General features: G+C 43.8%; 8 protein-coding genes. 4 read left to right on the top strand and 4 right to left on the bottom strand.

Going from position 1 to position 7,205, the window contains the following annotated elements; translation table 11 throughout:
- Both HUJ19_RS01365 and HUJ19_RS01360 read right to left on the bottom strand, forming a co-directional pair.
- Window positions 1-164, bottom strand: a 164-nt coding sequence (locus HUJ19_RS01365; RefSeq protein WP_290621784.1) for a cytochrome c, incomplete at its 3' end; no start/stop codon positions are given.
- Window positions 165-607: 443 nt separating this feature from the next.
- Window positions 608-883: a hypothetical protein gene (locus HUJ19_RS01360; protein ID WP_290621783.1), complete on the bottom strand. Its 276-nt coding sequence runs from the start codon at window positions 881-883 to the stop codon at window positions 608-610.
- A 61-nt stretch (window positions 884-944) separates the two neighbouring features.
- Between HUJ19_RS01360 and HUJ19_RS01355 the strand changes: the two genes are divergently transcribed.
- Together HUJ19_RS01355 and HUJ19_RS01350 are read left to right on the top strand one after the other, a co-directional pair.
- Entirely contained in the window at window positions 945-1,901 is a 957-nt protein-coding gene (locus HUJ19_RS01355) for a PstS family phosphate ABC transporter substrate-binding protein (RefSeq protein WP_290621782.1), read from the top strand.
- A 265-nt stretch (window positions 1,902-2,166) separates the two neighbouring features.
- Entirely contained in the window at window positions 2,167-3,030 is an 864-nt protein-coding gene (locus HUJ19_RS01350) for a 1-aminocyclopropane-1-carboxylate deaminase/D-cysteine desulfhydrase (RefSeq protein ID WP_290621781.1), read from the top strand.
- Window positions 3,031-3,132: 102 nt separating this feature from the next.
- Here the strand turns inward: HUJ19_RS01350 and mscL are convergent, their stop codons facing one another.
- Window positions 3,133-3,540, bottom strand: coding sequence for a large-conductance mechanosensitive channel protein MscL (gene mscL / locus HUJ19_RS01345; protein WP_290621780.1), 408 nt, complete (start codon window positions 3,538-3,540; stop codon window positions 3,133-3,135).
- Window positions 3,541-3,729: 189 nt separating this feature from the next.
- Between mscL and HUJ19_RS01340 the strand changes: the two genes are divergently transcribed.
- The gene (locus HUJ19_RS01340; protein WP_290621779.1) at window positions 3,730-4,197 is read left to right on the top strand and encodes a DUF962 domain-containing protein; all 468 of its coding nucleotides are present in this window, start codon (window positions 3,730-3,732) and stop codon (window positions 4,195-4,197) included.
- A gap of 48 nt (window positions 4,198-4,245) precedes the next feature.
- Window positions 4,246-5,553: a DUF819 family protein gene (locus tag HUJ19_RS01335; protein WP_290621778.1), complete on the top strand. Its 1,308-nt coding sequence runs from the start codon at window positions 4,246-4,248 to the stop codon at window positions 5,551-5,553.
- A gap of 209 nt (window positions 5,554-5,762) precedes the next feature.
- Here HUJ19_RS01335 and ctlX read toward each other — a convergent pair whose 3' ends face one another.
- Entirely contained in the window at window positions 5,763-6,713 is a 951-nt protein-coding gene (gene ctlX, locus HUJ19_RS01330; protein ID WP_290621777.1) for a citrulline utilization hydrolase CtlX, read from the bottom strand.
- Window positions 6,714-7,205: the final 492 nt, after the last annotated feature.

Genomic DNA, 7,205 nt, shown 5'->3' with positions numbered 1-7,205 from the left:
GGAGGAAAAGCGCCAGCTAAACCCTGTCCCGTAGGTTGGTGACAGGCCTGACAATTTGCCTCATAAGCTTTCTTACCATCATCAGCTTGGCTTGGGCTGGCTATAAACAGTAAGGCCAAAGCCGATGCTGCCAGCGATAGCTTGGTTGAGAGTGATTGGTTCATTGTGTGCCCTCCTTAGGACAATTTCTTTCCTGATCCCATTAACATTCTAGAACTTAAGAAGCCAGTGACTCTGATCTAAATCAAACAACCAACAAGAATTCTATCTTGTTGTTTTATATGGGTGCTTGACTTTAGCCTCACTTGCTCCATTGATTTGAAATGATCCTTAGATTTATAGAGTGCCATATCTTTATGGGTTGTTCAAAAAATAGTCATAAAGAATGTGGTGGTATTAACTAATTATTTAAAAAACAATAAGTTAGTTATTGTCATCAAACTGACATATCTTGCCTTTAATATGATCGCAAATAAGTTGGAGTTATGAGCTTTTAACGGGTATTCGCTGGTCTTTCATATATCCCGGCCAGCAGGCAAAGAGATGTCATAAAAGCGTCATATTTAAGTCATATCCTTTTAATAAAGTCTCATCATAATGACCAGCGTTAGAAGAGCGTATTGACCTTTACGGTTCGATTTTTGTTCAAAGCAAAAGCGTTCTGGTCGCGGCGCTCGTTATGTAGCTTAGTCACTCTAAGGTAATGGCGAGCAACAAAGAGCAGGGCGCTTTTGATTGAACCCGAAGGGCAGCGTTTGTTTGGCTTTTCTACTGTGTTATCGCGCGTGGATGGAGAGTGACTACACCTCACACGCGATGCCTTGTATAAAATCCAAACAAACTGCTGCAAAAACAAACCGTAAAGGTCAATACGCTCGCTCATAATCGGTATCAAGAGACCCCTTAGCGATTGATACCTAATATAGTTAAGTTGGAGAAATGAAATGAATCTATTTAAGAAAGTTGCTTTAGTAGCTGCGGTTTCAGCTTTGTCAGCTGGCGTAACACAGGCTAAAGTTGATGAAAAACTACCTGTCTATGAAAAAACCAGTGGTGTTTCTGGCAACATTTCAAGTGTTGGCTCGGACACATTGGCTAACCTGATGACTCTATGGGCTGAAGAGTTCAAGCGTCAATATCCTAACGTCAATATCCAGATTCAGGCTGCCGGTTCATCAACTGCACCACCTGCATTGACAGAAGGTACTTCAAATCTTGGCCCAATGAGTCGTTTGATGAAGGACAAAGAGCTTGAAGCTTTCGAAAAGAAACATGGCTACAAGCCAACAGCTATCGCAGTAGCGATTGACGCTTTGGCAGTTTATGTACACAAAGATAACCCAATCGAAGGCATGACCATTGCTCAAGTTGACGGTATCTTCTCTTCAACTCGCAAGTGCGGCGGCGAAGATATTTCTAACTGGTCAGCATTAGGTTTGGCTGACTTGGGCGACATGCAGATTTATGGTCGTAACTCAGTATCAGGTACTTATGGTTACTTCAAGAAGCATGCTTTGTGTAAAGGCGACTTCAAGAACAGCGTAAATGAGCAACCTGGTTCTGCGTCAGTGGTTCAGTCTGTAGGTTTGTCTAAGAATGCTATCGGTTACTCAGGTTACGGCTACCGTACATCAAGTGTTAAAGCTGTACCGTTGGCCAAGAAAGAAGGCGATGAGTACTACGAAGCTAACGCTGAGAACGCGATTTCTGGTAAATACCCACTGGGTCGTCAGCTAGTTGTTTATGTCAACAAGCACCCTAACAAACCGCTTGCTCCAATCGAGTTGGAATTCATGAAAATGGTTCTTTCTAAAGTGGGTCAGGAAGTGGTAGTGAAAGATGGCTACATCCCATTGCCAGCCAGCATCGCTGAAAGAGAGCTTCAAAAGTTAATGAAGTAATAAAATCAAACCCTGTAGTAACGATTTTAGCCGGCTCTTCTGAGCCGGTTTTTTTTTGCTTTGTCGTTCTGTTGGAGTGTTAATTCAGCTACGGACAAGTCATGACTTGTCCGTACAAAAAAGAAGATGTAGGTTGGTGATGAGCGAAGCGAATCCCAACGCTTTAAGTTATTTGAAATATAATGTTTTGGGATTCGCTTCGCTCATCACCAACCTACAAGAAAGCCCATGTTATAGTAATACCAAATTCAACAGAGAACTTGATGTGCTCAAAACTAACCCTTCGATTTGTCATACCATTCAGATGCCTTTTTTAGCCCGGCATAATATTGAGCTGGAGATTAAGCGTGATGATCTGATTCATCCAACCGTTTCTGGTAACAAGTGGCGAAAGTTGAAATACCTGCTGATGGATGCACAAGCTAAGGGATGTCAGACTCTGGTGTCGATGGGCGGTAACTGGTCGAATCATCTGCATGCTTTGGCTTACGCTGGAAAGGAACTGGGTTTTAAGACGGCTGCCTTTGTGCGTGCTCACCAAGGGCAGCGATTAACACCAACCCTGGAAGATTGTCGCCAATGGGGAATGGAGCTGATCTTTACCAGTCGAGTCGATTATGCGCAGTTGCGTCATAGTTTTCAATGGAATCATTTTGCCGAACAGTTTCCGCAAAGTTATTGGATTAGTGAAGGTGGATTTAGCGAGCTGGCGATTAAAGGGGTTGAAGAAATTGGCCAGGAACTTGAGCAACAATATGACCACATCTTTGTCGGGACAGGCTCCGGGGCAACCTTAGTGGGGCTGGCTAAAGCTTGCCCTGAAAGTTCGGTAACTGGGGTTGCTGCCTTTTCCGGCGCTGAGTATCTGCTTGGGCAATTGGAGCCATTTTTGAAACCGCAAACCAACTGGCGAATTGATACCGAGCATCATTGTGGCGGCTTTGCCAAGTCGAATGCAGTGCTTGAATCCTTGATTGAAGAGTTTCATCAGCACAATGATGTGCAGCTCGATTTGGTTTATAACGGTAAGTGCTTACTTGCAATCAAAGATGCGGTGGAGAAGGGGAGAATACAGCAAAGTGATAAGGTATTGATGATCCATACTGGTGGTTTACAGGGTATGCGGTAGAGGCTGGTCTGGATAGTTGTAGGGACAAGTCATGACTTGTCCGTACAGAGCAGTGCAGTCCCAGCCTACCTTTTGGTTTACCTTATAGGCAACAAGGAAATCCTAAATCTGGTCTTTTTTCAACAAATCTCGAATTTCAGTTAGTAGCTCCTGTTCCGGTGTTGGTTTCGGTGGTGCGGCAGGCGCTTCTTCCTCTTTGCGAGATAGACGGTTCATGGCTTTTATCATCATAAAAATAGCAAAGGCTATGATGATGAAGTCCACTGCGGTTTGGATGAAGTTGCCATAGTTGAGGGTGACGGCTGCCTGATCGCCGGCGGCTTCTTTGATGGTGAAGGCAAGATCTTTAAAATCCATACCACCTAATAAGATTCCCAACGGCGGCATCAGAACGTCATTAACAAACGAGCTGACGATTTTGCCGAAGGCTGCACCGATGATGATACCGACCGCCATATCCACTACATTGCCCTTCATGGCAAACTTTTTAAACTCACTGATCATTCCCATAATATTTCCCCTTAAATTGTGATTATTGTTGAATCAGCGTGTAACTCCCCAGAGTTACACTGAATTTAATAGCACGCTTTAGCCTTTTCGGGAATCAGATTTTGTCGCAAGCTTGCGTTAATCGTCGATTTTCTGTGCTATTATCGGGCGGATTCATATTCAATTGTCAGTCAAAGAACGGGGCAGGTTATGCGTAGCGGACAGGAGTGGATTGCGGAATATAGCGAAAGTCATCGTAATCCGATCAATAAGTTATTACATTGGATTTGCGTGCCAACCATTATGTGGACGGTACTGGCGTTTCTGTGGGTGATTCCTGTGCCTGAAATGATGCAGCTTCACCCGTTGGTCAATTGGGCGGTGATTTTTGTCGCTGTGGCGCAACTCTTCTATATCAGCTTCGGCTGGAAAATCTTCAGCGGCATGTTACTGGTTTCGGTCTTGATGTTGTGGTTCACCCATTGGCTGGAAAGCGTGGTGTCGATACCACTGTGGCAAATTGCCTTAGTTGTCTTTATCATAGCCTGGATTGGTCAGTTTATCGGGCACCATATCGAAGGCAAAAAACCTTCATTTTTTAAAGACTTACTATTTCTTTTAGTCGGCCCCGCTTGGGAAATGAATTATTTCCTACGCCAAATTGGCTGGCTACGTTAAATCTTATTTGATTGAATTTTAACCAATTTAAAGTTTGGGGATATTGTAATGGCAGTAACAGAAACTACTGAGAGAGTAGCTCTTATTCAGTCAGACGCTGTGACGTTTGGCTTGATAATGGCTGTATTGGGGTTAATTTTTTACACCTCCAGCCGCGGTGAAGGCTTCTGGCACAAGTTCTATAAACATATTCCGGCGCTATTGTTATGTTATTTCATACCGGGCGCCTTGAATACTTTGGGCTTTTTCGAGAAGTCCAGCGCGGACAATATTTATCACATTGCTTCTCGTTATTTATTACCTGCCAGTTTATTCCTCCTTACCTTAAGTATTGATTTTAAAAAGATTATAGGCCTCGGCTGGCGAGCTGTGGCGATGTTCTTCGCCGGTACAGTGGGTGTTATTATTGGCGGTCCATTAGCTGTACTGTTATTTGCCTTTATCGCTCCTGAGTGGGTAGGTATTACCGATCAGGCTGTGCCAAAAGGTGAAGAAATCTGGGCTGGGTTGGCAACTGTTGCCGGCAGCTGGATTGGCGGTGGCGCTAACCAGGCTTCGATGCAGGTTCTGTATGAAGTGAGCGATACTCTGTTCGGTACTATGGCTGTAATGGACGTGCTGGTCGCTGAGATCTGGATGGTAGCTTTGCTGTTCATGATCAAAAAGTCCGACTCGATTGATAAGTGGATGAAAGCTGATAATTCGAGTATCGAAGAGCTGAAAGTGACGGTTGAGAAATACACTCGCGAAAATGAACGTATCGCCAGCTTTGAAGATTATAAGATGATTCTTGGTCTGGCCTTCGCGGTTGTCGGTGTCGCTCACTTGGCCAGTATTTATTTCCCCACCTGGATTTTAGGTTCCGTGGAAAAAGGCAGTACAGCTTACACAGTATTCGACAATATTGGTTTTGGCAGCGCTTTCTTCTGGATCATCATTGTCAGCACCGCAATGGCCCTGATTTTATCGCAAACCAGAATGCGCAAGATTGAGCACGTCGGTTCAACTAAGATTGGTACAGTATTTATCTATATTCTGGTGGCCAGTATCGGTATGAAAATGGATCTGACAAAGATTCTTGATCACTACCAAGTGTTCTTTATCGGTCTGGTATGGATGATGATCCATGTGATTATTCTGTTTGTGGTAGCCAAGCTGATCAAAGCGCCATACTTCTTTATCGCTGTTGGTAGTAAAGCGAATATTGGTGGTGCAGCATCAGCTCCGGTTGTAGCAGCGGCCTTCCACCCATCATTAGCACCTGTTGGGGTATTGTTGGCGATTTTAGGCTATGCCGTAGGTTCTGTCGGCGCGATTGCAACCGCGATTATGATGCGAGCAGTGGTTGGTGGGTAATACAGACTAGCCTGAAGCTTTCATTTATTAATAGAGCCCCTCCAAGTGAGGGGCTTTTTTATGAATCACAGAAAGCTAGCAAGAGTGTAATACTGTTATTAGTCTAGCCAGTTTGTTCTTTAATCAAGTATTGTCATTCCCGCTTTCGCGGGTGACCAAAGGAAGTGCCGGTGGTAAATGACACTAATTATGTCTTCACCGACTATCGATTACCTTTTCGGCATAAAATTTTCAGCCAACATGCAGCGAGTGCTGCCGCCGCCAACTTGTTCGATGGTTGGGATCGGACAGGGCAATAATCTACCGTGCTTTTCCAGTTTGGCTTTCTGTTCTTTAGTGAAACCTCGATAGGCGCTGTCTGACATGACGATGATCTTGTCGCCTTTACTGTTGTGGAGTTGCAGGATATTGCCACAGAAGCTTTTCTCGGTTTGTTCAAGGCTGATGTCGATCACTTCTTTTTTAGTAGTTGTAAAGCTATCGAGCAGCAGTTGTTTCTGCTGGTCATCGGTTATTGATTCCAGGCACATCACTACAAAATGCTCGCCAACACTCATCATGACATTGGTGTGGTAAAAAGGTCTTCCTGTGCTGCTTTGGCTGGTAAAGCTAACCGCCTGATATCCTTTCTTCTGGCAAAAACGCTCAAAGAGTTCCTTATCACACCGCTCTGAAATGGCGGCATAGGCAATTTGATTTTTATGATCAAAGATGATGGAACCAGTGCCTTCAAGAATTTGTTGATGATTTTTGTCGACATGTTCCGTTTTGTGAACTTGATAACCGTTACGATTAAGCAGTTGGGTTAGCTCTTCGGGGCGAACTTCTGCGCGTCGATTGGGCGTCTTCATGGGGTAGAGCGTTAGAGTGCCATTGCTGGAGGTTGAGAACCAGTTATTGGGAAATACCGCATCCGGCAAATCAGGTAACTCCTTATGGCTTTGAGCGTGTTTGTTTAGTAATAAAACTTCAATATGCGCGTCACGTAAACGGTTTACCATTTCATTGAATTCGCACAACGCATCTTCGCGTATGTGTTCTTGTGCCTGACCAGGTTTATTTTGAAATTCGTTGTCGGCACCAGTTTGCTCGTTATAGGCAAAATCGGTGGGCGGCACCATGACGACAGAGTTGGTGGTGTGGTTTTGTTGGATTGGCATAGGTTTATTAGGCTGTTCTTAGGAAAGCTGCAAGATAAAAAAAAGGCTTGCAAGGTGCAAGCCATTTATTAGCAATTTGCGGAACATAAGGACCAAATGGGGGTAGGTATATAATTAATGCCCGCTCGCTAAACAAAGGAGTCAGTCAATGAAACTAAAACCAAATTACCAACTTACAGGAGTTCCTCTCCTGTGGACTTAAACAATGCTAAGTCAAAAACTGTCTTCATAAAATTTTACAAAATGCATTAAAAAAATTTTACAAAGTGTTTGCCTTGAGCTACTAAGGTTTGTCAAAATAGCTTCATTCGATGCATATTTGACTTTGCAGAATCCTTTAAAAATAAAGGATTTCTGTAGCAGCCCCTTGAGACAGGTCAAATATTAACCACTTGTTAGACCAGGTTCAAACGATATATTTTTATGTGTTATATAAAAAAAACTAATGCAAGGAGAGGCGATGTCTAGACGTTTACCACCGCTCAACAGTTT

Origin of the sequence: Kangiella sp., from assembly GCF_014762745.1 — a bacterium.
Classification (GTDB): domain Bacteria; phylum Pseudomonadota; class Gammaproteobacteria; order Enterobacterales; family Kangiellaceae; genus Kangiella.
Note: the sequence above shows the minus strand (reverse complement) of the source record. Positions and strands in the feature narration are given on the sequence as shown.

Bases quoted from the DNA above. Each gene is read 5' to 3' on its own strand.
- HUJ19_RS01355 (WP_290621782.1), top strand. From the start codon at position 945: ATGAATCTATTTAAGAAAGTTGCTTTAGTAGCTGCGGTTTCAGCTTTG.
- mscL (WP_290621780.1), bottom strand. From the start codon at position 3,540: ATGGGAATGATCAGTGAGTTTAAAAAGTTTGCCATGAAGGGCAATGTA.
- ctlX (WP_290621777.1), bottom strand. From the start codon at position 6,713: ATGCCAATCCAACAAAACCACACCACCAACTCTGTCGTCATGGTGCCG.
- HUJ19_RS01360 (WP_290621783.1), bottom strand. From the start codon at position 883: ATGAGCGAGCGTATTGACCTTTACGGTTTGTTTTTGCAGCAGTTTGTT.
- HUJ19_RS01335 (WP_290621778.1), top strand. From the start codon at position 4,246: ATGGCAGTAACAGAAACTACTGAGAGAGTAGCTCTTATTCAGTCAGAC.
- HUJ19_RS01340 (WP_290621779.1), top strand. From the start codon at position 3,730: ATGCGTAGCGGACAGGAGTGGATTGCGGAATATAGCGAAAGTCATCGT.